Below are 25080 nucleotides of genomic sequence, written 5' to 3' on the forward strand. Positions count from 1 at the left end.
TCTATAGGGCTCAGCGCTTGGTAGCAAAACGCGTTGGACAGCGATACCTGCTGGTTCGTTGCCAGGACCAGTTCGCTGCCAATTCCTGGACCTGATACGGCGTGGTTAATGCTCACGGGACTTTTTGGCTTAGAAACCTATGTCTCCCGGAGCCGCTCTATCCGTTGCCTTTTTAAGAAAACAGTGTAAGAGGTCTGCATTATTTAAAAGCTTTAACTGGTTCCGGGACTTTTATCTTTAAAAGAAGTGGAGAATGCCTTCATTTTTAGGATCCGCTTTTTTGCAGAAGTCGTTCGCTTCGTTTGAGTAAGAATCCTTCATTCGGCTCTGTCGGGTTTGCCATCTAAAGTGCCTCAGATCATAATGCGACTTTTTAAACGTGTGCGACTCACCCATTTCGACAAAGGAGGATTCATGATGAATCTGAAATTTCCTGCAAGGGATCGGCGTGTTCCATTAATGATGGGTCTGGCGATGGTGAGCATGCTGACCTTAATCCTTGGATGTCAGCAGCAGCACAGAGTCGATTCGGTTGTCATTAAACCCAATACCTGCCCGCTTCCGGAAGACTTGTCGACAGACGATCAACATAAAGTCAAGAAATTTGGTGCGGAAATATCAGGTCTCATGACTAGCTTGGCTGGAGGCAAGCTGGATGCCGATGTACAAAGCGCCCTCAAAAGAAATTATCCGGACGCCGGAGATGTCAATCGTATTTATGCCATGAGTTATGCCGCTTGTGTCTCTTGCCGAGTGGATCCGAATGATGTGAAGGGATGTGCCCAACGGTTCGATGACATTATTGATAAATTTACCCCGCAGGAAACCGCTCCGAGCCATCCGGCGAAGGGGTATCGTTCCAAGCTCCTGGAGCCTCTGCGAGGCGCGAAGTAGTTTTTCTCCATAAGGACATGGTTCTGCGGAGCCTTCGGATTGATGTTATGACAGCGTCATTTCCCCCTCCCTTATTTCCTCTCAGCCATTTGCGCCCAGTGGGATTACGCCCAATGGGATTTAGATGTATTCAGTCCTTCTTGGTCAGGCGAAGGGTTCTGACTTCATAAGCTTTTTGGTTTAACCATTTATGCCAAGTCATTCCTCGCTCTCTGAGATTCCCATTCAGTTTGCCAAAGGGGTGGGGCCTCGGAGAGCCCGCCTGCTGGAAAAATTAGACGTGCAAACATTAGAGGATGCCTTCTGGTTTTTACCCTGGCGATATGAAAACCGATTGGAAGTGTTGCCCATCGGGAACCTTCTTCCAGGCATGAAGGCCACAATTAAAGGCAGAGTGCAGAAAGTGTGGGTGAAAACCACGTATCGAAGGCGTCTGGTCGTGGTCACAGTGACGGTGAGGGATGAGACGGGTCTTATCGAATGCGTGTTTTTTAACCAGCCCTATTTGGAGAAAACCTTTGCACCTGGCGTATCTCTGTTATTGACCGGTCCGGTCTTGTCCAATTCTTCTGCTAGTTCCCCGATGACCATGCGCGGGCCGGAATATGAATTGTTGGATGAGGACGAATTGCCGGACATGTGTGGGGGCCGGATTGTTCCCGTCTATCATGAGACAAATGGGTTGAGCTCCAAGCAGATTCGACGAATTATTCGATCAATTTTTGACCATTATGCCCATCAGTTACAAGAGATGTTGCCCTTAACGATGCGAACACAACTCGGAGTGCCAACCCTTTCAGAGGCATTACCCGTCTTACACTTTCCCAATCAGGAGCGTTCGGTGGAGGCATTGAATGCCTACGCGACACCAGAACACCAACGCCTGGCATTTGAAGAATTGTTTCTCCTGCAATTGGCACTCGCCATGCGGCGTCGAGGGCAGACTCAGGACCTTGAAGGTATCCCATTCGCTGTTCGCAACCCGTTGGTTAAACAGCTGAAAACCGTGTTGCCCTTTTCGCTTACTTCGGCGCAAGAACGTGTGATCAAGGAAATTAGCCATGACATGGGACGGCCAACCAGTATGAACCGCTTGCTGCAAGGAGATGTCGGGTGTGGGAAGACCGTGGTGGCTCTTCATGCCATCGTGATGGCCTGTGGGTCCGGATATCAAGCTGCCCTGATGGCCCCAACAGAAGTGTTGAGCGAACAGCATTATCTGTCATTGCTTCCCCTATTTGATGCTCTGGGTGTACGGAGCATTTTGTTGAAGGGCGGGCAGACAGGACGCGAGCGCGGGAAGATACTTGCCGGAATGCAGTCAGGTCAGGTGCAGGTGGTGGTGGGTACACACGCCTTGTTACAGCCGGATGTGCACTTTGCCAAGCTTGGGTTGGTAATTGTTGGATGAGCAACACAAATTCGGTGTGCTGCAGCGCGCCCAGCTTCGTGGGAAAGCGCCATGGCATCCCGATGTGTTGGTGATGACCGCCACGCCTATCCCCAGGACCCTGGCGATGACGCTGTATGGGGATTTGGATGTGTCGGTGATTGATCAGTTTCCTCCAGGGAAAAAACCCGTAAAGACGATGTTGTTCCCCACCGGTCAACGGAAAGACGCGCATCGTTTGATGCGAAAAGAATTGGAAGCGGGGCGGCAGGCTTATGTGGTGTATCCGCTCGTTGAACCATCAGAAAAAATTGATTTACAGGCAGCCATTGAGGCTGCCGAGCAATTACGGGAAGAATGTGCTCCATTTCGAATCGGTTTGCTGCATGGCCGATTGCCATCCCGCGAAAAACAAGTGATTATGGCCAAGTTTAAAAAGAAAGAGATTGATGTGTTGGTGGCCACCACTGTTGTCGAGGTCGGGTTGGATGTTCACAATGCCACGGTCATGCTCATTGAACATGCGGAACGGTTTGGATTGGCGCAATTGCATCAATTGCGGGGCCGGGTAGGGCGAGGTCTTTCTCAAGGCTATTGTATGCTGATTCATGGCCTTGGGAAAATTCCTCCCTATTCCCCTCAAATACCCTTGAAGCTTGAGTCCAGTCGAATGTCGCTCGATGAGATCGGCAGGCGTTCCCAGGGGGAAGCGTTTTCCCCTTCTACAGCGAGGCGGCGCCTCGGGGTGTTTGCACAATGTGAAGACGGCTTTGCACTGGCGGAAGAAGATTTGAAAATTCGTGGGCCTGGGCATGTCTTAGGGGTCAAGCAATGGGGGGAAATGGATTTTCGTGTGGCGGATTTGGCTCGAGATACCGTGTTGTTAATAAAAGCAAAACAAAAGGCAGGAGAAATATTGGAATGTGATCCACTGTTGACACTGCCTGATCATCGCATCCTTAAGGAAACATTGTTTCGAAAATGGGGTGAAAAGTTCGCGCTGGGTTCCATTGGATAAATTAGGGGACTGGTATTAATGGGAATATAATGAGAATGCCGAGTATGCACCCCATGGTTTAAATTACCGTAGAAACGGGTCAGCTTTTCCTGTTTGACCTGTATAAAGGTTCATGGTAGATATCGCAGGAGAAAATGACCTTGCCCGGATGGCGGAACTGGCAGACGCGCCGGACTCAAAATCCGGTTCTTTCACGAGAGTGGGAGTTCGACCCTCCCTCCGGGCACCATTAAATGTCTTAGGTTCAATTGAAAATGAGAAAAAATGGAAAAAACCGTGTAAGCATTTAAGTGAAATTTCGGGTATGTTACTCAAGGATTTAAAGGCAAGAATTGACTTGACAGGGGCTACCGCCTTGACTATAGTTGGTGCCCTTGATCATGAAATAAAATCGTATATTTGAATTCGTTCGTTTTTTTGATTATTCACTCACACTTCCAAGGAGGAGCCACATGCGGAAGGTAGGGTATTTTGGATTAGCAATGATTTTTGCAGGCTCGGTGAGCGTGGCGGTGGCGCAAGAGCGTCCACCTCAGCATGTAGGGTATGGGACTGGTGTCGGAGACTCTCAAGGTGTAGGCGACAGGTCACGAGTGATGGACCAAGACGACATGTTGCGGTACCTCTCAGCAGATGAAACGATTCAGGGTGAAGTTGTCGGTATTGATTACGCCGGGGGAAGGCTGTGGCTCGATATGGGAGGAAGTTCCCACGATGAACGGCAAACCCTTCGTGGTGCCTTGAACTTAAAAGAGCTGTATTTTGACAACAAAACCAATATGGCGAATCTTAAAGCTATTGGTAAGGGTGATTACGTCACGATCCAAGCAGCCAATGAAACTTCCGAGGACCAAAAATTTGGAACAGGGCGAAAATTGGTTCGTGATGTGTATGTGTTAAAGGGAAGTCAATTGTTGGGAGGTGCCGATAATCCAGGCTTTGGCGGCGGATTTGGTCAAAAACCCGATCCTTACGCCTCCAGAGGACTTACCGTTAAGAGTGGATCTTATACGGGAATGCCAGAGGGTGCGGTACAGCCAGGAGAAGTCAAGTCAGGAATCACCAGCGACGTTGGTATGATGACTGGTGCTGCACCTTGCTGGCAATGTGCACCCCAACCGACCACAGTCAATGAACGGACAGATAAGACCGTTGCCACTGACTACGGGGATGATCGCAAGAACTTTAACAAGGGTACGGTTCAATAGGTTTCTGATAACAAGCCATTTTTGTAGTGTAAAAGAGCGTGCCGGTCAATATCCGGCACGCTCTTTTGTTATTTGCTCCATGAAATCAATAAGGATTACAGAAAGAAAATTTTATCTGTTTTAATCTGTCGGCGGGAGAAGAACGAGAGACCATGGAGGAATTGGATCTTCGAGGTGTAATTTGTCCCTATAACTTTGTGAAGACGAAGCTTAAGCTGGAATCTTTAGAAAACGGTGATCAGTTGAGGGTCTTGTTGGATGAAGGCGAACCAATTCGAAATGTCCCGCAAAGCATTACCAATGAGGGTCACCAGATCCTTAAACAAGAAAAAGTTGACCATTATTACCGTGTGGTTATTCAGAAGGTGAGTGTGTGATGGCGGTTGAGCTGGAGCTTTCAAGTAATGTTCCCAATTGCCTTTTACTCCTTTGAGGTAAGCCTTGTATTAAAAGCGTTATTTCTCCTTTAATCGATTTACCTTTTAACTGTTGAACCACTTCTTCAATTTCTCCCCGTAGAATTTCTTCGTTGAGTTTTGTCAGTTCCCGTGTCAGTACGATGTGTCTGTTTCCCATGACGGTAGTGATGACTTGTAATGTTTTGAGAATCCGATGCTGGGTTTCAAAAACAATAATGGTACCTTTTTCCTCTTTAAGATTTTGGAAAAATTTTTCCCTGGCTCCTGGCTTTCTGGGCACAAATCCCTCAAAAATAAATCGATCCGTTGCCAAACCTGACACGCATAATGCGGTCAGAACGGAGGATGGTCCTGGAATAGGGATAAGTGGAATATTTGACTTGATCGCCTGTCGAACCAGATAAAACCCCGGATCAGAAATAAGAGGGGTCCCCGCATCGCAAACCAAGGCAACGGAGCTCCCTTCCTGGAGCCGATGGAGGAGAATGTCGGTTTTCTCCTCTTTGTTGAAATCGTGATAGCTGGTGAGTGGTGTGCCGATGTGATAATAGGTGCAGAGTTTTTGTGTGCGACGTGTGTCCTCGGCTGCAATAATGGCTACCTCCTGTAAAATACGGATAGCCCGGAAGGTCATATCTTCCAGATTGCCGATAGGTGTGCTGACAATATAGAGCGTTCCGGTCATGGTCTATTGAGGGAAAATGATGTAGGGCAAAGTTGGAGATGGTACTGCGTGAGGCTGCCATTGTCCAGGAGGATCCAGTCGTACCCACCTCGTCACTCAGTTGCCAAATAATAAGGATATGAAGGATGGGTGACATCCATAGTTTGCAAAGTCAGGTGGCTCTGGTTGCGGGAGGTGGAGTGGGCATTGGACGTGCCATTGCCCGGGCGTTAGTGGGGCAACAAGTGGGAGTCGCTATTTGTGGAAGACGTGTGGAAGAATTGGAGCGCACAGCAGGCGATCTCATTCAGGCTGGCGGAGAAGTGCTTTCGGTACCATGCGATGTGACCCAACGGGACGATGTTGAGCGTACCATAAAGAGAGTGATCCAGAAGTTGACAGGCTGGACATTCTTGTTAATAACGCAGGAGCATCAGGTCAAACGCCGATCCATGATCCGGATGATTCCAAATGGCAGAATATTCTTCAAGTGAATTTAACAGGCAGCCACTTGGTTTCGAAACTTGCTATTCCACATATGCTCCCCCACCACTATGGACGAGTCGTGAATATCTCCTCCGTCTTGGGACGATTTGGCGTGGCAGGGTATTTGGCCTATTGTACAGCCAAACATGGCATTTTAGGGTTTACCAAAGCTCTGGCACTGGAAGTCGCCTCTCAGGGCATAACGGTGAATGCCATTTGCCCAACGTGGGTGGATACCGCCATGGCCAGGCAGGGTATCGAAGAAACGGCTGCCAGCCTTGGGATTTCACCAGGTGAATTTCGTGAAATCGCGATTAGTACGATTCCGAAAAAAGGATGGCGGAAACCGAGTAGGTGGCCAGTGTCGTCCTGTACCTCTGCTCACATGCGGCTAGTGCAATAACCGGTCAAGCCTTAAATGTTTGTGGTGGAACTACCGCAGGGTGTGATTTTCCTAGTCTTGGCAGTGAAGGAAAGCTGATAACTCATTGATTTTCTTGACCTTCTATATATGCAGATCTATACTCGACATGGCTCACTGTGCATGTTTCTTTACTAGGTTGTTCAATGTCTGAATTACTGCCATATCTCACCATGGGCCTTTATTTTGGAGGCACGCTCCTTTTTCTTTTGTATCTCTGGCACCGTTCTGATGCCATCTCAAAAATTTCTCTTGTGGCCACAGGTTTGGGGTTTGTTTCTCATACCACAGCGCTCATCATGGCTATGATATCGACGGGACATGTCCCTATCATGACATTTAAGGACGCGATGTCATTTTTTGCCTGGGGGTTAGTGCTGGTCTTTTTGGTTGTTGGCCTGAAACGGGGCTTAGAGGTGTTGGGCGCCTTTATCCTTCCACTGGCCTTTCTGTCTCTCGTTTCGGCAACCCTGGCCCCTCAGTCAGCCAGCACCCTGGCCCCGGTCTTTCAGACGGTTTGGGTGCATGTGACCCTGAGTATCCTGGGTACCATCGGATTTGCTGTGGCCTTTGTGGCCGGGCTGATGTATGTGATGCAGGAGCGTCTCTTGAAGTCCAAACAATTTAATGTGTTAGCTTTCAAGCTCCCCCCGCTGGATTTTTTAGATTCTCTCAATCAACGATCTATCCTTTTTGGGTTTCCCTTATTGACCTTAGGAATTCTGACGGGGGCCGTTTCAGCACAATTAACGATTGGGTCGTACTTGAGTTGGAACTCTGAGCAAATTTGGGCGTTAATTACCTGGTTTTTTTATTTCGCGGTCCTGATGGGAAGGGTGACGGCCGGATGGAGGGCGAAAAAAGCCGCTTATCTAACCATTGTGGGATTTGCCGGAGTAATTTTGACTTTTGTGGGCATCCTTATCAAAAGTCCTCAACCAATGTCACCGTTATGAATATTATCGTTTTAGGCCTCAATCATCGGACGGCTTCCGTTGAACTTCGTGAATTACTGGCCATTCAGGATAGCCGGATGGGAGAAGCGTTGGGTCGGCTCATGGCGTATTCCGGAATAAAAGAGGCCATGTATCTGGGGACCTGTAACCGTGTTGAAGTATATGCCGTCGTGGAAAAAAGAGAATGGGGTTTTCGTCAATTGGAAGATTTTTTGGTCTCAACCCATTTCTCTTTATCTTCGGAGGATTTACTCCCTCACCTGTATCGATATAGTGATGATGAAGCCATCGCGCATTTATTTCGTGTATCGGCTAGTTTAGATTCCATGGTCGTGGGAGAGCCACAGGTCCTGGGGCAAGTTAAGGAGGCCTATGAGCTGGCTCTGACCCATCGTTCGTCCGGAGTCATTCTTAATAAGGTCGTCAAGAAGGCGATTTCGGTAGGAAAAAGTGTCCGGACGAACACGCGGATTGGGGAATATGCGGTTTCTGTCAGCTATGCCGCTGTGGAATTAGCCAAAAAAGTTTTTTCGAATCTGAAGCAACGAGTTGTGTTGTTAGTCGGTGCCGGGGAGATGGGAAAATTGGCGGCCCAACACCTGGTGAATCAGGGTGTAAAGGAGGTTCTCATTGCCAATCGGAATCATCATCGTGCTTTCACACTGGCCGAGCGCTTCCATGGACAGGCGGTTCCCTATGAACAGCTTCGAAGCACGCTACCCAAGGTGGATATTGTGATTTGCGCCACGGGTGCTCCCCACTATGTTATTACCAAAGATGATATAGAAATGGCGGTGTATCATCGAATGAACCGTCCCATGTTTTTGATTGATATCACGGTGCCTCGAAATATTGATCCGGCGGTCAAGGATGTTGATAACGCCTATGTGTTTGACATTGATGATCTCAAAGCCCATGTGGGGCATAATCAGGAAGAACGATTGAAAGAAGCCGAAACCGCCGAGCACATGGTCCGGGAGGAAGTCGGAAGTATGGTCGCCTGGGTTCGTGGCCTGGAAGCAACGCCCACTATTGTGGCCTTGAGAAAAAAAGCGGAAGAGATCAAACAAGGCGAGTTGGAGAAAGTCTTCGGTCGTCTGGGAGAATTGTCGCCGAAGGAGCGAGCTGCTATCGAAGGGCTGGCCTCGGCGATTGTGAATAAATTACTCCATGGTCCGGTCGTGACCTTAAAGTCGGAAGCGCAATCTCAAAATGGATTTGCGTTTATTGAAGCCGCCCGCCGGTTTTTTGAACTTCGCGAGCGGGAGATTCACTCCGGAGAGATCCAACTCCTGGAAGATGAGACAGGTGATGGCGTCAGCGAGGAGCCCCTGCCGCAGAAGGATGGCGTATGAATCAGGGGAAGAGTCGAACACGGTCTACGCTCATTGTGGGAACACGAGGAAGCCAATTGGCCATATGGCAGGCCGAATGGGTGCAAAATCAGCTCAAAGCCCTTGCTCCGGATATTTCTGTCATTCTGAAGCGCATTCAAACCAGCGGAGATAAGATTCAAGATGTGCCTTTGGCCAAAATTGGAGGAAAAGGCCTGTTTGTCAAAGAAATCGAAGAAGCGTTGCTCAGACGAGATATTGATTTAGCCGTGCATAGCATGAAAGATGTACCGTCAGAATTGCCTGATGGATTGGGGATTGTTTGTGTTCCCGAGCGGGAGGATCCCAGGGATGCGTTGATTGCCCGAGGAGGCCATACCTTGGCGACATTACCGATCGGTGCACGAGTCGGAACCAGTAGTTTGCGACGACAGGCGCAATTGTTACATGCTCGTCCCGATCTTGAGATTGCCATGTTGCGTGGGAATGTTGATACACGACTTCGCAAGGTTCGCGAGGGTCAGTATGATGCCATTATTCTGGCCGCATCCGGGCTCAAGCGCCTAGGGTGGGATCAGGAAGTGACGGAGTATTTGTCCGTGGATGTGAGTTTGCCGGCAATTGGGCAAGGCTCGTTGGGCTTGGAAGGAAGGGAAGATGATTCGTGGGTTCGAGATCTGGTGATTCAGTTTGAACATCGGCCAACTCGGATTGCGGTCGCTGCCGAACGGGCGTTGCTTGCAGGGTTGGAAGGCGGATGCCAGGTTCCCATTGCAGGATATGCGACTCTCCACGGAGACATCCTGACTTTGGATGGGTTAGTCACGAGCCTTGATGGGAAACGATATATCCGTCAAGTGGTATCGGGACCAGCGGGGGAAGCCGAATCAATTGGCACGCAGGTGGCTGAACAATTGTTGGACGGTGGGGCGCAGCCCATTCTCCAGGAAATTTATGGGATGGCATGAACAAGGCAGTTGCAATTCATGGTCGGGTGTTTTTGGTTGGAGCCGGGCCGGGCGATGCAAAGTTGCTGACCTTACGAGGGAAAGAGTGTCTCGAGCAAGCCGACGTGGTGCTCTACGATCACTTGGCCAATCCAGAGTTATTGAAATTTGCTCCTTCTCATGCCGAGTGTATTTACGTTGGAAGAAAAGGGCGTGGTGCCTATCGGGATCAGGCAGAGATTCACGCCCTGTTGGTCACCAAATCCAAAGAAGGCAAATGTGTGGTGCGACTGAAGGGGGGGGATCCTTTTGTATTTGGTCGTGGAGGTGAAGAAGCCGAGGTGATCGCTGACGCTGGGATTCCCTTTGAAGTCGTACCCGGAGTAACGGCTGCCGTGGCTGTGCCGGCCTATGCCGGCATCCCCGTAACACACCGGACCCTCGCCTCGACGGTCGCATTTGTGACCGGCCATGAAGATCCGACCAAATCATCAAGTGCCATGGAATGGCCGCGTTTCGCTTCGGCTGAAGGAACCCTTGTCTTTTTAATGGGCATGAAAAATCTTCCGCAGATTGTTGACCGGCTCATTCAGGAAGGCAAGCCTGCAACGACTCCTGTTGCGGTGATCCGATGGGGGACCTATGCTCGTCAACGAACAGTGGTGGGAACGTTATCAGACATTGTGGAATTAGCCTCTCAGGCAGACATGAGTCCGCCATCAGTGATTGTCGTGGGTGAAGTCGTTCGGTTACGTGAACGATTGAACTGGCATGAATTACGGCCTCTGTTTGGACAAGGGGTTTTAGTGACCAGACCTCGTGCCCAGGCGCCGGCTCTTTCGAATCTGCTGGCGGCGCAGGGTGCCGAACCGGTGGAATGTCCTACGTTGGAAATTCATCCTCCTGATAGCTGGGCACCTGTGGATGAGGCGATTGCTGCGATTTCGACATACGACTGGTTGATTTTCACGAGTGTGAATGGTGTGCAATCCTTCATGGAACGTCTTTGGTTTCATCACAAAGATGTGAGGAGCTTGGCTGGAATCCGTGTGTGTTGTATAGGTCCACGCACCCGGGAAGAGGCTGCTCGTTGGGGGATTGCCTCGGATCTGGTTCCCCAAGATTTTCAGGCAGAGGGGATTTTGCAGGCCATAGGCGGGTTAGGGGTCGCCAGTCAACGGATTTTGATTCCTCGAGCCAAAGTGGCACGCGAGATTCTTCCTGAGCAGTTGAAAGCCATGGGTGCCACCGTTCATGTGGTGCATGCCTATCAAGCTCTTCCTCCTATCGTCGATATGGGCCCTCTTCGTGATCGCCTTCGCAACAGGGAAATTCAGTATGTGACCTTTACCAGTTCTTCAACCGTGAAGAATTTTTGCCAGTTGTTTGAGAATCGTCAGGAATTGCAAGAATTAACACGGCATTTGATTGTGGCCGTCATTGGCCCGATCACCGCTCAAACCGTTCAGGAAGAAGGGCTGTCGGTGGATGTTATGGCGTTGGAAAATACAGTTCCGGCGTTGGTCGATGCCATGATCATTCACGCCCAGCAAAATCCAAAGGATACGCGATTGGTATCGTCTTCATAAATATTCTATGGTGGAGGGAGTTCTGAACACCACGTTTTGTTAACCGATTGATGGGAGGAGTAGCGTCATGGTTCCTGTAAAATCTTGTATGGTCCCGGTAGACAAAATTGTCAAAGTTGACCGGGATATTTTAGTCAAGACCGCTGCAGAAATGATGCGGGATAATGGAATCGGAAGTGTGATTGTGACCAGTGGAGAAGAAATTATCGGCATTTTAACTGATACGGATCTGGTTCGACGTGTGGTCGCCGCGGGTGCAGACCCGATGCGGACGACGGTCGAAAAAATTATGTCCGCTCCGATTGTCAGTATCGAGGCCGATCGAACCTTGTTGGATGCAAATGATTTAATGGCTAAAGAACATATTCGGCATCTGGGAGTGACCCAGGCTGGAGCCATGGTGGGGATGATCTCTGTTCGGGATCTGGTTGTCTTTTTAACCAATCTTCCTCGAAAGTAAGGACGAGTATGGGGTTTCCCGTTCATCGATTACGTCGTTTGCGGCAACATGAATCACTTCGCCGAATGGTCAGGGAGACGCAGCTGAATCCGGCTGATTTCATCTATCCCTTGTTTGTAACCGTTGGGGAGAATAAGCAAGAGCCGATCGCCTCGATGCCTGGTCAATGGCGGTGGTCTGTGGATCGAGTCGTTAAGGAAGCCAAAGATGCCTGGGAATTAGGGGTTCCGGCCGTCATCTTATTTGGGATTCCTGAACACAAAGACGAGCGTGGATCCTCGGCCTATGAGAAGGATGGGGTTGTTCAGCGTGCAGTTCGGGCGCTTAAAGACCATTTGCCCGATTTGATGGTGATCACCGATGTGTGTATTGATGAATATACTTCGCATGGTCATTGCGGAATTGTTCGAGACGGCCGGATTCTCAATGATGAAACGCTCGAGTGCCTTCAGGCAATGGCGCTAAGTCATGCAGAAGCAGGCGTCGATATGGTTGCTCCTTCCGATATGATGGATGGCCGGGTTGCCGCGATTCGACAGGCATTGGACCAACAGGGATTTTCTGACATGCCCATCATGGCCTATTCTGCCAAGTATGCTTCGGCGTTGTATGCCCCGTTTCGTGATGCGGCCTTTTCGAGCCCATCTTTTGGGGACCGACGGTCCTACCAAATGGATGCAGCCAATGCGAGGGAAGCCTTGCGTGAAGTGGAACTGGACATTCAGGAGGGGGCCGATATCGTGATGGTGAAGCCAGCCTTGTTTTATTTGGATATTCTGCGACGAGTGCGCGAACTTGTGGCCGTTCCCGTGGCGGCGTATCAAGTAAGTGGGGAATACAGCATGATCAAGGCTGGTGCGCAGTTAGGCTGGGTCAATGAAGCTTCGGTGATGATGGAAAGCTTACTCGCAATTAAACGCGCAGGGGCGGATCTGATTCTTACGTATTTTGCCAAAGAGGCTGCCTATCTCCTCACCCGTGACGGTGTATGAAAATTTCTCAAGGATTACCGACGGTTCGTCCCGCTTCTTGTCCTGTTCTCACTATTGGTAATTTTGATGGACAGCATTTGGGACACCGTGCTCTTGTACAGGCGGTTGTGGATTGCGCCAGGCAGGTCAATGGATATCCTATGGTATTGTCCTTTGCTCCGCATCCTGTCGAGGTGTTGCGTCCCGGATCTGTCCATAAATTTTTATCTGATGACCATGAAAAGATAGCGTTCTTTCAACGGCTAGGCGTCGGGGAACTGGTGATTCTCCCTTTCACCATGGAGTTAGCCAGTCTGAGACCGGATGAGTTTGTTCGCCAGGTTCTGCATGATGGGCTTGGGATCCGAAAGCTGTTTGTTGGAGAAAATTTTGTCTTCGGTAAGGGACGAAGTGGAGGAGTGAAGGATTTGATTGAATTGGGGGCACGAGCAGATTTTTCGGTTGAGCCGATAGCGCCCGTAATTGTGGGACAGAAGGTGGTGAGTTCGACCCGCATTCGCCAATGCCTGACAGTTGGAGACGTGTGGGAAGGTGCCCAATGTTTGGGGCGCCCCTATATGTTAGAGGGGATTGTGATTTCCGGTGAGAAGCGAGGGAAACAGTTTGGATGGCCGACCGCCAATCTTCGACTCCCCGGGCATCGTGTTCTTCCTGCGGATGGTGTGTATGCCACCCTGACAGTGTTGAAAGGGGAATGTCTGGACTCTATTGCCTATATCGGCACGCGGCCGACGTTTTCTGAAGAGGAACGTTTATTGGAAGTGCATATGTTTGATAAGACTCTTCAGCTATATGGGGAAGATATTTCAGTGTATTTTATTGAAAGAGTGCGAGGGGATATGGTGTTTGCCAATTCCCAGGATCTCGTGAGTCAAATGGACCAGGATGGCCGGCGAGCTAGGGAGATCTTGCGGAACTATTCAGGAGACCCCCGAATTCCTGCGGTCGTTCAGGGGGAAAGTGTATAGATGAATCGTCCAGGTCCCGTTGTTGGAATGGAACGAAAAGTTGACCAGGCCATTCGGGCTAAGGGGTTATTGGCGTCGGGAGATCGGCTCGTGGCTGCGGTTTCAGGCGGTCCTGATTCTGTGGCCCTTTTTAGGTGTTTGGTGGAGTTGCGCACCCGGTGGCATTGGGACATCTGTATTGGACATGTGGACCATGGATTTCGCGGAGCTGAAAGTGAAGGGGATGCGAAGTTTGTGCAGGATTTAGGGGAGAGATTTGGAGTGCCCGTTATGATCTGCCGGCTCCATCTGAATAAAGATGACGCAAAATTGAAGAAGGAATCACTCCAGGAATATGCCAGAAGAGCGCGGTACGGGGCATTGGAGCAAATGGTCCTTGACCGAAATGCGACAAAGTTAGTGCTTGGTCATACGGCGGACGATCAAGCCGAGACGGTTCTGATGTGGATGCTACGTGGGTGTGGAACCGGTGGATTAGGCGGCATCCCTCCCAAGCGAGGAATGTATGTCGTTCGTCCCTTGCTTGATATCCATCGAAGTGAGATTGTGGCGTATCTGAGGGAGAGGGAGGAGGAATCCAGATTGGATACCTCCAATGTTCAACCCGTGTACCTCCGGAATCGCATTCGTCAGCACCTGATTCCTCAAATGAAACAGTTCTCGCCAGGGATTGTGAATGTATTGACCCGGCAGGCACATATACTTCGGGATGATCACGCCTACCTGGAGACATTAGCGGATGAAGCCTTCCAGCGTACGTGTGTGTCAGACGCCATGGGAGAACGGCAATTTGATCGTATGGCGCTTTTAAACGTACCGTTACCTATTCGTCGGAGGGTGGTCCGCCAGAGTCTCCAGATCATTGCCGGACACCAGCAGAGTCCGAGATTCGACTTTGTTGAACGGGTATTAGATCGGTTAGAGCATGGGCAGTCGGGATGGACGATTGAATATAACGGCGTGCGGGTTGGACAGGAATATGATCGTTTGGTGATTTGCTCCTGCGAGAAAATGCATCAACCTGGACAGGATTATTCGAGGGTGAGCGTGATGCCTTTATCCATACCTGGTGAGGTGGTTTGGCTCCCCACGGGGCACCGTTTTTCGGTTTCAAGAAAAATATCTCCAGAAATGAATGGCCATGCGAACCATTCAGAGATTTATCTTGATCCGGCGAGATTTACTCCTGAATTAATGTTACGAAGTTGGATGCCTGGAGATATTTTTTGTCCCAAGGGACTTGGTGGCCGACAAAAAAAAATCCAGGATTTTTTTTCGGATCTTAAATTGCCCCGTTCCCAGCGGAACAAGGTGCCTTTATTGGTGGCGCCTGAGGGAATTGTCTGGGTTGCTGGATTACGAGCAGATGAACGTTTCCAGGTCTCATCATCTACGACCTCGGTCGTTATGGCCAGGATGATCATGTAATATGGAAGTCTCTATGGATCAAATCTTTGGAAAACCACTGGTTACGCAAGAAGCCATGAGGGCGCGCATTAAGGACCTGGGAAAGCAAATTTCTCAGGATTATCAAGACAAGGATCTCTTGGTTGTCGGTGTGCTCAAAGGGGCCTATGTGTTTTTTGCTGATCTGGTTCGAGTCATCCGATTGCCTATTCAGATTGATTTTCTGATTGCCAAAAGTCACAAAACCATCGGTAGTTCCGCCAAAAAGGTGAAAGTGTGGTCAGAGTTGACAGAAAAGATCAATAATCGCCATGTGTTGCTGGTAGAAGATATTGTGGACTCTGGAATAACTGCTCAGTTTTTAGTCAAAACGTTGATGAAGAAGAAACCAGCCTCTGTGGCTGTCTGCGCGTTGATTAGCAAGCCTGCCAATCGCAAAGTGGAGGTTGATTTGCGATATGTGGGGTTTGAAGTGCCTTCGACCTATGTTGTGGGATATGGGCTGGATTTTAAGCAAAAATATCGAAATCTTCCCTACCTGGCTAAACTCGACCCAAAGTTGGTTCGAGAAGACTCCCAGTCTTGATGCGGTTGTCAGTTCTAAAAAGTGCGTGATAGAATCAATTGGTTAAGCTAATGGCTGGACGGTATGGCTCTTTATGACATTTGAATTGCTAAGGGGGTTACCCTCGGTATGAATTCTCGGGTGAAAAACTTACTGTTTTGGGTGTTTGTGTGTTTGTTCATGATTTTGTTGTTCAATCTCTTTACGGTGCCCAATCAGCATCCAGAAGATCCCGTCATCTTTAGCGATTTCATGGCACACTTGGAAAAAGGGGATGTTGAACGAGTTATCATCAAGAACAATAATATCAGTGCGATTTTGAAAGATGGTACCCGGATCCAAACCTATTCGGTTGAGTATCCAGACCTGGTTAAGGTATTGCAGGAAAAATCCGTACAAATTGAAGCCAAACCACCTGAAGATAATCCCTGGTACATCACCTTCCTGCTCTCCTGGGGACCATTTGTACTCTTTTTGGGATTGTGGTTTTTCCTGATGCGTCAAATGCAGATGGGCGGCAACCGGGCTCTGTCATTTGGGAAAAGCCGTGCCCGCCTCCTAACCGAGGAGAAGAAAAAAATCACGTTTGCGGATGTCGCGGGGGTGGATGAGGCAAAAGAGGAAGTGGTGGAAATCATAGATTTTCTGAAGGACCCTGCAAAATTCCAAAAATTAGGTGGGCGTATTCCTAAAGGAGTCTTGATTGTTGGGCCTCCAGGTACGGGGAAAACCTTGTTAGCCAAAGCGATTGCTGGCGAAGCTGGTGTGCCGTTTTTCAGCATTAGTGGATCGGATTTTGTAGAAATGTTTGTCGGAGTTGGGGCTTCACGGGTTCGAGATCTCTTTGAGCAGGGGAAAAAGCATGCGCCTTGTATCATTTTTATTGATGAAATTGATGCGGTAGGCCGATTGCGTGGCGCCGGTCTTGGGGGAGGGCATGATGAACGGGAGCAAACCCTAAATCAATTATTAGTTGAAATGGATGGGTTTGATACCACGGAAGGCGTGATCCTGATTGCGGCGACCAATAGACCTGATGTGCTGGATCCTGCCTTGTTACGACCAGGCCGGTTTGATCGGCAAGTTGTCGTGAATCGTCCTGATGTTCGTGGGAGAGGGGAAATTCTCAAGGTTCATACTAAAAAAGTCCCTGTCTCGTCAGATGTGGATTTGGAGCAAATTGCCAGAGGGACTCCGGGTTTTTCCGGGGCTGATTTGGAAAACCTGGTTAACGAAGCCGCCTTGTGGGCTGCTCGCCTCGATAAAAAAACTGTTGACCAAATAGATTTTGAAAACGCCAAAGATAAGGTTTTAATGGGTGTCGAACGTAAGAGCATGGTTCTGACTGAGGAAGAAAAGCGCACGACGGCGTTTCATGAGGCGGGCCACGCTTTGATGGCGAAACTCTTACCAGGAACGGATCCTGTTCATAAAGTCACCATTATTCCTCGGGGGCGGGCTTTGGGCATGACGATGCAACTGCCCATCGATGACCGACATAGTTACTCGAAGGACTTTTTGTACAATACACTCTCCATTCTGTTTGGGGGGCGCGTGGCAGAAGAATTAATATTTAAAAGCGTGACCACTGGGGCTGGGAACGATATTGAGCGGGCCACGGATTTGGCGAGAAAAATGGTTTGCGAATGGGGTATGAGTGAAAAATTAGGTCCATTGACATTTGGAAAAAAAGACGAAGAAGTTTTCCTGGGACGTGATTTTGGTTCTCGTCGAGATTTTAGTGATCAAGTGGCTTTAGAAATTGACAAGGAAGTCAAACGGCTTGTAGTTGAATCTTATGAACGAACGACCAGGATGCTAACCGAACACATTCATACACTACGGGCCATCGCTGAAGCATTGTTGGAAAAAGAGGTGTTAGACGGCATCGAAATTGAAAAAATTGTTCAACAGTCATCTTCGCTTGAGCAAGCTGCAGCAGTGTAACGAGATTTCATGAATTTTTCATCAATTAGAATAGCCACGGAATTCTCGTTTCAGGCTAAGCTGGTATATTTTTCCTACTCCCCCTTATGAAAAACTCAAATGTTTGAACCCCTTGTTTCCATTGAAATCATTTTTCTCCATCCACCGTGGGTTTAGAGCATGTTAATTGGGCCCATCACTATTGTGAGGGCTTCCCCCTTAAGAATTTATCTATCAAACGTTACCCCTTCCACTATTCTTTTCTTTGTCCATTCGCGGCTTTTCTAATCATTCAATTCGTTGAAATTTATATGGCAGAAAGTCCTATTTGATTTTTAAAACCCCCTCATGCCAATGAGTTGGTTAACGGCATAAGCCCATGAAACCCGCAGCTGTCGCAGGTCCCACTTTTACTGCAATCCGATGCCGAGAAAAGACCTTGCCCATTGGGTCAAAGGTCTTAATCATGGGTATCTTGAACATGACTCCGGATTCTTTTTCTGAGGATGGACATTTCCTCAACGCTGAGGCAGCCCTTGAACGAGCACAACAGATGATTGCCGAGGGAGCGGACTTAATTGATATCGGGGGAGAATCGACGAGGCCTGGAGCGTTATATGTGGATAAGAACGAGGAAATAAATCGAATTGCTCCCATTCTGACCGCGTTGAGAAAACTCACCAATATCCCCATTTCTATTGATACACGCAAAGCTGCTGTGGCTCGAACCGCATTGGATCTAGGCGCCGATATCATCAATGATGTGAGCGCTCTTCAAGATGATCCTCGAATGGCTCAATTAATTCAAGAAACCGGAGCAGGGTTGGTCCTCATGCACCGCCAGGGGCATAGTATAAATATGCAGCATGCCCCACAATATAAAGATGTCGTAGTTGAAATTAAAGACTTTTTATCTGAACGGGTCTCCATGGCTCGATCGATGGGGATTCCGGCAGATCATATTATGATTGATCCGGGAATCGGGTTTGGGAAAACCCTTGATCATAATTTGAAAATTCTTAGTAACATTGGGGAATTCCTTCCATTGGGACACCCTATTTTAATTGGGGTGTCACGGAAAGCCTTTATAGGGACATTAACGGGAAAACCGGTTGGGAAACGGGAATTCGGGAATGCTGTTGCGGTGGCCGCTGCTGTCTGGCAGGGAGTTCATATTGTACGAGTTCATGAGGTGGGAGCCATGCACGATGCTATTAAGGTGGCTCAAGCTTTACAAAATTTGTGCGACAAGTAATAGGGTCGGTGGTAAGATCTCCCCCCGTGGCGTTTTCACCCCTTTGTCCGGCTTACAACAATGGCTTGGACTGGATTTTTGGGATTTTCGTTCCAGGCCTTTGATGCGCTTTTGAGTAGTGCGACAACATATATTTCCCGCTATTCATTTTGTTTTATGGTCTGAGTTCATTACTAAAAAAAGGGAACCACATGGGGAAACTATTCGGTACGGATGGGGTGCGTGGGGTCGCGAACCTGGATCCGATGACTAGCGAAATGGCCATGAAATTAGGACGGGCGGCAGCCCATGTTTTTCGTAAACGTGATGGACGACATAAAATCATCATTGGCAAAGATACTCGTGTGTCCGGGTATATGCTGGAGTCTGCCTTAACTGCCGGACTGTGCTCTATGGGTGTGGATGTCTTATTGGTCGGCCCCTTACCCACCCCGGCAATTGCGTTCATGACCCGTAGCTTGAGAGCCGATGCCGGGGTGATGATTTCTGCTTCCCACAACCCCTATCAGGATAATGGCATAAAGTTTTTTTCGAATGACGGGATGAAATTGCCGGATGAACTGGAACACCGTATTGAGAATCTTATTCTTTCCAATGAAATTGAGCATATTCGACCGACCGCTGACGCCATCGGAAAAGCCTATCGCATTGATGATGCTGAAGGACGATATATTGAGTTCGTCAAGCGTTCGCTTCCCCGTGAAATGGATTTTCAAAATATGCGAATTGTCTTGGATTGTGCCCATGGAGCAGCGTATCACGTTTTCCCAAAGGTCATTCATGAACTAGGCGCGAAAGTCTGGGTGATGGGCAATGAACCTGACGGTCTCAATATAAATGACGGGTGTGGTGCGGTGCACCCGGAACGGTTACAGCAGATGGTTCGAGACCGGAAGGCCGACCTCGGTATTGCCCTTGACGGAGACGCGGATCGGGCTTTGTTTGTCTGTGAGAAGGGACAGGTGGTGGATGGAGATCATGCCTTGGCGGCTTTTGCTCTTGACCTTAAACGGCTAGGCCGATTACGACACAATACCGTGGTCGGAACCGTGATGAGTAATTTTGGGTTTGAGGTCTGTATGCGAGAGGCTGGTATCAATTTGGTACGAACGGCTGTTGGGGACCGATATATCTTAGAGCGAATGGTGGCTGAAGATTTTAATCTGGGTGGAGAGCAATCCGGCCATATGATATTTTTGGATTATCATACGAGTGGTGATGGAATGATCTCCGGCTTGCAAATGCTGAAGCTGATGAAGCGAGCTCAAAAACCATTGTCGGAAATTGCCATGTGTATGCATTCTACCCCTCAAGTATTGGTAGGGGTCACCGTTCCCCGCAAGCCTGATCTGCAGAGCCTTCCACAGTTACAGCAGGCTATTCAAGACAAAGAGCGGGCGCTGAATGGAACCGGGCGGATTCTTGTACGCTATTCCGGTACGGAACCATTGCTGCGAGTGATGGTTGAAGGTCAAGATAACCAGGTCATACAGGAGATTGCAGATGATTTAATCACAGTGGTGAAGTCCTGCATTCAGTAAGGATCAGGTTGCTGTCGCCGGTCTTGGTAAAGAGTTTCATTAACCATATGCATTGTCCTATGTGATACTCCATGGAGTAGTGTCCTACCTCACCGGGCTTTGGTTTGGCCCGTTTCTACCATTCTTCCCCCTATCACTTTTGGGGGCTCTTTTTATTTTTGGGTGCATTCTCACCTGGTTTGAACAACAGCGACGCCTAACTCGAAAAACCGGGTTCATCCTGTTTGCCCTTGTGGTGGGAGGAATCGGCCATGGTTATTGGGCATCGGCCACGCAATGGGATTCGAATCTCGTTATCGAGGGGGGAGAACAGCCCATCTTCCTTGAAGGAACTATTGTTGCACCGGTCAGGCAGACCCCGGATGGGCTGGTTTTGCTGGTGGAGGCGACCCATATGGTGAAACAGGGAGAGGCGCAGATGGCTCATGGGCGAATCCGTCTCACTTGGCGGGAACCAGGTGCTTCTACATTAAGTTACGGTGATCATGTCGCCTTTATGGCCAGAGTACGCGAACCCTATGGAACCATGAACCCTGGCGGGTTTCATTATGGACGATATCTAAAACGCCAAGGAATTCATGCTGTCGCGACTGTGCAAGGCCCGGAAGGCATCAGGATTCAGGGCACCCCGGAGCTGACCACCCGTGGGTTTATATTGGGTGTGGTCGATCGCTGGCGCCAATCGATTCATTCTGCGGCGGTCTCCAGTCTCACCAATCCTGCATTGGGATTGTTCCTAGGGATGGTACTGGGAGAGCAAAGTTATATTGAGTCGGATATTCGAGACGCTTTTATGGCCAGCGGAACCGTGCATATTCTTTCGATCTCCGGGTCTCATTTAGGGTTATTGGCATTGTTGATTTTTGCCGGAGCACGATGGAGCCTGCGCCAGTTACCGACCGTTTGGCTGGAACAACTTTCGTTACGACTCACCGCCACACGGTTTGCGGTCCTTATCACATTGCCGGCCGTCTCTTTTTATACCTTGCTGGCGGGTGCGGAAATGGCGACGGTCCGCTCATGGATTATGATCGTGGTGTGTTGTGCCGGCATATGGTTGGGAAGGGAACGCAATCTGGTGACAGCGCTAGCCCTAGCCGCGCTTCTTATGGTGTTGCCGCATCCAGAGGCCATTCAGGATATTTCTTTCCAGTTATCATATCTCTCAGTTGCTGCAATTGCATTCGTGGTTCAGGCCCGGAAAGAAAAGGATTCCAAGCTATCCGGATTAGATGCAGCCTTCCCACCAGCACAACCGACATGGCTCTTGGGTCTCTGGCAAAAGGCGGTGCTAGCCTGGCTGATGACCCTCGCAGTCAGCCTGACCACTTTGCCTTTGGTCGCCCATGACTTTCATCAAATACCGTGGCTGGGATTATTGGCAAATATGGTGATTGTGCCCTTGGTCGGCGCGATCATGATTCCTCTAGGTTTGTTGTCAGGGATGATGGTCTTAGTGGCGGGAGGAGGAACTCTTCCTTTGTCCAGTCTGAATCAATGGATCTTTGACTGGCTCGCGCAGGTCGTGATGATGCTCTCACATGTTCCCGGAGCGGCCTGGTATGTCGCATCGCCGAGCTTGAGTTCGATGATCGTCTTTTGGGGACTGTTGGCCGTGGTTGTGGCTATGTGGCATCGGAAGTTGATCCGATGGGGCTGTGGCACAATTCTGCTCGCGATTCTCCTGTGGTGGGGATGGTCCCCGCGCACAGGGTGGGATCCGGGAACCGTACGAGTCACGTTCCTGGATGTGGGACAAGGTGATGCCACCCTCATTGAATTACCCGACGGCCAAACCGTCTTGATCGATGGTGGACCATCCTATCGAAAATTGGATATGGGACGCGCGGTCATCGGACCGTATCTCTGGAATCAGGGGATCCGGAGGTTGGATCATGTGGTTGCGACGCATCCGCAATGGGATCATGTGGGTGGCCTGCCGTGGGTGTTGGATACGTTCGAGGTAGGACATTATTGGGATAATGGCATCTCTCGCCCGGAACGCTTTTTTTCTCGCCTCCACTCGGCGGTGAAATCTGCTGGGCTTCAGGAACAGACAAGCAAAGCAGGAACTGTCATTGTCGGCCCCGGACCTTGCTCTCTGACTGTGCTTGGTCCCTCCCCCAGCCCAGGGACGGAGAAGTATGGTTCCCGAACAGTGTCTAGTGGAAAGAGTCTCAATAATCGATCGCTCGTCACCAGGCTCGAGTGCGGGCCGCATTCATTTTTGTTCACGGCCGATGCGGAACAGCAATCTCTGAATGAATTGCTTCGGGTTTCCAATGGTTTTTCTGCCCGCATCGTGAAAGTACCGCATCATGGAGCGAAAAGTTCTCTGCATCGTGAATGGGTGAATCGCCTTCAAGCTGAGGCGATGGTTGTTTCGGTCGGTGCCCATAATCGGTACGGACATCCAGCTCCTGAGGTGTTGGATGCGTATAAACAGCGAGGCCTTCCTGTATACCGGACTGATCGCGATGGAGCGGTCTGGTTCATGGGAAGTATCGGATCGGACGACATGACGGTGCGAACAGCGAGGGAGGGAAGCCTGCTCCAGATTCAAGCCGGCCCGCGTATGTGGAGAGAGGAATGGGGCAATTGGACTCGAATAGGGAATCGATTAAACGGTTTTTCCAACAGCGTGGCATCTGGATTTCGGGGTCTTCCTCATAAATAGCCTATTCGCCACATTGCGAATCCATCGTGAACATTTTACGATAAAATTGCCGTATTCGATAACTGCTGTGTGGGTTTGTCTATTTCCGCAAATGAGGAAGAGTGGTGTGCCAAATTTTGCTTCCACGTTTTAAGCCGCTGTCGAGGACAGATTGTCAGCCAAAGATAAAAAATTTCTCAAGATCGGTTATTGTCATTAAAGGAGTCTCATGGCGAATCAAGACCAATTGAAGCTCATCAAGGCGGGGGTAAATGTCTGGAATGCATGGAGAAAAGCCAATCCTTCCATTCGCATAGATTTGAGTGGTGGAAATTTTTCCAGACTGGAATTGTCCTGTGTCGATTTGGCCGGTGCTAACTTGCAAGATGTCAATTTCAATCACGCGGATCTTTCAGGTGCCATATTGGCCGGGGCTAATTTGACAGAGTCCAGTTTGTTGGAAACAAATTTGACCGGCGCGAACTTGGAAAATGCGAATGTGAGTGACGCGGATCTTCTCCGGGCCATACTCATACGGGCGAATCTTGAGCGGGCACATCTTGCCAAAACGGATTTAACAGGGGCAGATCTCACCGAAGCGAATCTGACTGAAGCGAATCTTCTCTTGGCCAATTTACAAGGCGCAAAACTCATTGAGGCTAATTTGGAGAGATGTAAGCTGCGAGAGGCAAATCTGGCCCAGGCGGATCTTGCTAGCGCCAATCTTGGTCGTGCTGATTTGGCACAGGCCAATCTCACGCAAGCGAATCTAGGGGGTGCGAATGTTGAGCAGGCTTCACTGATTCAGGTGAATTTGGAGGAGGCTAATCTTCAGGATCTTTACAACACGACTCTCCTCCAATTGTCAAAAGCCAAATCATTGCGGCAGGCTCGCCTTGACCCGCCAATCTATGCACAGCTTTCAATGGAGTATCCTCATGTATGTGGGGAGGATTAGTTGTGAGACGTTGTGAGGTGTTAAGAAATCTTCACTTGTGATGGAAAATTTCGGATGGAGACCAGACAGATCATGCCAATAGTGGAAAACGGGATTTTTTGATCGTAATCTGAGGAAGAGACTCGCGGTTTCTTGTGTAAAAAAAAGAGGGTGATTGTTCAGAGGAACGTGCAGCGAACTTTTGGCCGCCCTGAATTTGAATTTCCATGAGTGCTAGACTTCAGCCCGTTGCCTTCTTACGTGCGAATGCCGCTGACGATCTGCAGAACCATGGCCGTGAGGAACATGAGACTGATACCAGTGAAGACCCCATAGGCCGATTGGACCCGACGGGTGGCGGTATAGAAAATCGTGGTTAGAGAAAAGATTACATATAACAGCGAGCCCGCGGCTAACGCAAAAAACATGATGGTAAAATAGTGAGACACCGCGAATCCGCTGATTAAAGTTCCCAAACAAGTTGGCAGACCTGCCAGCAATCCCATCAAAAAGATATCTTTGAAACTCGGTCTTGATTTTCCAGCCGAGCCGATGATGGCAAATCCTTCTGTCCCATTGTGTAGAGCGAAACCCATAATGAGGACCCCGCTTAAGACCCATTCGCCCTGCATGTAGGCGGCGCCGATTGCCAGGCCTTCCCCCAAATTATGAAGGCCCATTCCTAGCGCAATCATGTAGGGGAGGAATAGCTTGGATGGCTCTGTCCGATTCCGACCCTGCTGGCGTTGCTCAATGAGGACTAATCCCACAAACCCGATCAACAGGCTTCCGAGAAAGGCGACCCACGAAAGAACATCTGTCGCGCCCGTGAATTCCACAGCCTCGTGCATGAGGTCAAAAAAGAGATAGACCAGTACACCCGTTGCGATTCCAGTTAAATAGCCTTCCCAAGTCCTGCTCATGGCCTTTGCAACTATTAAAGCCAAGGCAATGCCGAGATAAATCGGGAAAACCCCCGCAATCGCGCCAAGCCCGATTAATGATCCGATTGTTTCCATAAACTAAACCTATCAAATATTGGAGTTT

General features: G+C 49.4%; 21 protein-coding genes, 1 tRNA gene and 1 pseudogene. 21 read left to right on the forward strand and 2 right to left on the reverse strand.

All coding sequences use genetic code 11. From position 1 onward, the window contains the following. The first annotated feature begins 414 nt into the window (after positions 1-414). From PP769_RS07865 to PP769_RS07890, 6 genes are all read left to right on the forward strand, one after another. Positions 415-894 (forward strand): hypothetical protein, encoded by a 480-nt coding sequence (locus PP769_RS07865; protein WP_312646449.1) that lies wholly within the window; start codon positions 415-417, stop codon positions 892-894. Between the two features lie 190 nt (positions 895-1084). Further along, a complete protein-coding gene (locus PP769_RS07870) occupies positions 1085-2305 on the forward strand; it encodes a DEAD/DEAH box helicase (RefSeq protein ID WP_312646451.1) in 1221 nt (406 codons plus the stop codon). Beyond that, positions 2298-3302 (forward strand): helicase-related protein, encoded by a 1005-nt coding sequence (locus PP769_RS07875; RefSeq protein ID WP_312646452.1) that lies wholly within the window; start codon positions 2298-2300, stop codon positions 3300-3302. Before PP769_RS07870 ends, PP769_RS07875 begins: the two co-directional genes overlap by 8 nt. A 142-nt stretch (positions 3303-3444) precedes the next feature. Beyond that, positions 3445-3531: transfer RNA gene (locus tag PP769_RS07880), tRNA-Leu, on the forward strand. A gap of 223 nt (positions 3532-3754) precedes the next feature. Continuing rightward, positions 3755-4510, forward strand: a complete 756-nt coding sequence (locus PP769_RS07885; RefSeq protein ID WP_312646454.1) for a hypothetical protein — start codon at positions 3755-3757, stop codon at positions 4508-4510. Between the two features lie 152 nt (positions 4511-4662). Further along, the gene (locus tag PP769_RS07890) at positions 4663-4887 is read left to right on the forward strand and encodes a sulfurtransferase TusA family protein (protein WP_312646456.1); all 225 of its coding nucleotides are present in this window, start codon (positions 4663-4665) and stop codon (positions 4885-4887) included. Here the strand turns inward: PP769_RS07890 and rsmI are convergent. Continuing rightward, complete coding sequence (gene rsmI, locus PP769_RS07895; RefSeq protein WP_312646458.1) at positions 4865-5614, reverse strand: 16S rRNA (cytidine(1402)-2'-O)-methyltransferase; 750 nt, start codon at positions 5612-5614, stop codon at positions 4865-4867. The two genes, PP769_RS07890 and rsmI, sit on opposite strands and share 23 nt — an antisense overlap. Before the next feature lie 125 nt (positions 5615-5739). Here rsmI and PP769_RS07900 point away from each other — a divergent pair. From PP769_RS07900 to PP769_RS07970, 15 genes and pseudogenes are all read left to right on the forward strand, one after another. Beyond that, positions 5740-6482 (forward strand): annotated as a pseudogene (locus PP769_RS07900) (SDR family NAD(P)-dependent oxidoreductase). A gap of 164 nt (positions 6483-6646) precedes the next feature. Then, complete coding sequence (locus tag PP769_RS07905; protein ID WP_312646460.1) at positions 6647-7456, forward strand: cytochrome C assembly family protein; 810 nt, start codon at positions 6647-6649, stop codon at positions 7454-7456. Next, a complete protein-coding gene (gene hemA / locus PP769_RS07910; RefSeq protein ID WP_312646463.1) occupies positions 7453-8811 on the forward strand; it encodes a glutamyl-tRNA reductase in 1359 nt (452 codons plus the stop codon). Before PP769_RS07905 ends, hemA begins: the two co-directional genes overlap by 4 nt. Continuing rightward, a complete protein-coding gene (gene hemC, locus PP769_RS07915) occupies positions 8808-9758 on the forward strand; it encodes a hydroxymethylbilane synthase (RefSeq protein ID WP_312646465.1) in 951 nt (316 codons plus the stop codon). The genes hemA and hemC overlap by 4 nt, the downstream gene beginning before the upstream one ends. Beyond that, complete coding sequence (gene cobA, locus PP769_RS07920; protein ID WP_312646467.1) at positions 9755-11326, forward strand: uroporphyrinogen-III C-methyltransferase; 1572 nt, start codon at positions 9755-9757, stop codon at positions 11324-11326. The genes hemC and cobA overlap by 4 nt, the downstream gene beginning before the upstream one ends. Positions 11327-11393: 67 nt before the next feature. Next, a complete protein-coding gene (locus PP769_RS07925; protein ID WP_312646468.1) occupies positions 11394-11786 on the forward strand; it encodes a CBS domain-containing protein in 393 nt (130 codons plus the stop codon). Positions 11787-11794: 8 nt separating this feature from the next. Beyond that, the gene (gene hemB / locus PP769_RS07930) at positions 11795-12778 is read left to right on the forward strand and encodes a porphobilinogen synthase (RefSeq protein WP_312646469.1); all 984 of its coding nucleotides are present in this window, start codon (positions 11795-11797) and stop codon (positions 12776-12778) included. Next, on the forward strand, positions 12775-13746 hold the full coding sequence (locus tag PP769_RS07935) for a bifunctional riboflavin kinase/FAD synthetase (protein ID WP_312646471.1): 972 nt from the start codon (positions 12775-12777) through the stop codon (positions 13744-13746). The genes hemB and PP769_RS07935 overlap by 4 nt, the downstream gene beginning before the upstream one ends. After that, positions 13747-15174, forward strand: a complete 1428-nt coding sequence (tilS, locus tag PP769_RS07940; protein ID WP_312646473.1) for a tRNA lysidine(34) synthetase TilS — start codon at positions 13747-13749, stop codon at positions 15172-15174. Positions 15175-15187: 13 nt separating this feature from the next. Next, complete coding sequence (hpt, locus tag PP769_RS07945; RefSeq protein ID WP_312646475.1) at positions 15188-15739, forward strand: hypoxanthine phosphoribosyltransferase; 552 nt, start codon at positions 15188-15190, stop codon at positions 15737-15739. Positions 15740-15847: 108 nt separating this feature from the next. Beyond that, positions 15848-17665 carry an ATP-dependent zinc metalloprotease FtsH gene (gene ftsH, locus PP769_RS07950; protein WP_312646477.1) on the forward strand — a complete coding sequence of 606 codons (1818 nt, stop codon included), beginning with the start codon at positions 15848-15850 and terminating at the stop codon, positions 17663-17665. A gap of 445 nt (positions 17666-18110) precedes the next feature. Beyond that, positions 18111-18899, forward strand: a complete 789-nt coding sequence (folP, locus tag PP769_RS07955; RefSeq protein WP_312646479.1) for a dihydropteroate synthase — start codon at positions 18111-18113, stop codon at positions 18897-18899. 191 nt (positions 18900-19090) lie between these two features. Then, a complete protein-coding gene (gene glmM, locus PP769_RS07960) occupies positions 19091-20440 on the forward strand; it encodes a phosphoglucosamine mutase (RefSeq protein ID WP_312646480.1) in 1350 nt (449 codons plus the stop codon). Positions 20441-20519: 79 nt separating this feature from the next. After that, entirely contained in the window at positions 20520-23117 is a 2598-nt protein-coding gene (locus PP769_RS07965) for a DNA internalization-related competence protein ComEC/Rec2 (RefSeq protein ID WP_312646481.1), read from the forward strand. Between the two features lie 208 nt (positions 23118-23325). Continuing rightward, on the forward strand, positions 23326-24054 hold the full coding sequence (locus PP769_RS07970; RefSeq protein WP_312646482.1) for a pentapeptide repeat-containing protein: 729 nt from the start codon (positions 23326-23328) through the stop codon (positions 24052-24054). Between the two features lie 236 nt (positions 24055-24290). Here the strand turns inward: PP769_RS07970 and PP769_RS07975 are convergent, their stop codons facing one another. Further along, entirely contained in the window at positions 24291-25052 is a 762-nt protein-coding gene (locus PP769_RS07975; RefSeq protein WP_312646483.1) for a ZIP family metal transporter, read from the reverse strand. Between the last annotated feature and the right edge of the window lie 28 nt (positions 25053-25080).

Origin of the sequence: Candidatus Nitrospira allomarina, assembly GCF_032050975.1 — a bacterium.
Classification (GTDB): Bacteria; Nitrospirota; Nitrospiria; order Nitrospirales; family UBA8639; genus Nitrospira_E; species Nitrospira_E allomarina.